The following is a 227-nucleotide window of genomic DNA, read 5'->3' as shown; positions in this document are numbered from 1 at the left end:
AATATCGGAAACAGTATAGTCACCGTTGTTGCTGATACCGTCTTTATTATCAATGCCACTGTCGATGCTTAAGCTCACACTCGGTGCAGACACTTGCGTATCTAAAGTGAATGTCAGCTCTGTCGGATTCGAAACATTCCCCGCTTTGTCAGTTTGACGAACGCTAAAGCTGTTCTCACCTTCCTGCGCAACAGGTTTATCGGCACTCCAAGTTTTACCGCCATCAG

General features: G+C 46.3%; 1 protein-coding gene. It reads right to left on the bottom strand.

Annotated elements, in window-relative coordinates; translation table 11 throughout:
* Positions 1-227 (bottom strand): Ig-like domain-containing protein (locus AVJ19_RS21430; protein ID WP_162626707.1); only part of this gene is annotated, 227 nt, incomplete at both ends.

It is taken from the genome of Acinetobacter sp. CFCC 10889 (genome assembly GCF_003268395.1).
Lineage (GTDB): Bacteria > Pseudomonadota > Gammaproteobacteria > Pseudomonadales > Moraxellaceae > Acinetobacter.
This window is presented reverse-complemented; position numbering and strand designations above follow the sequence as displayed.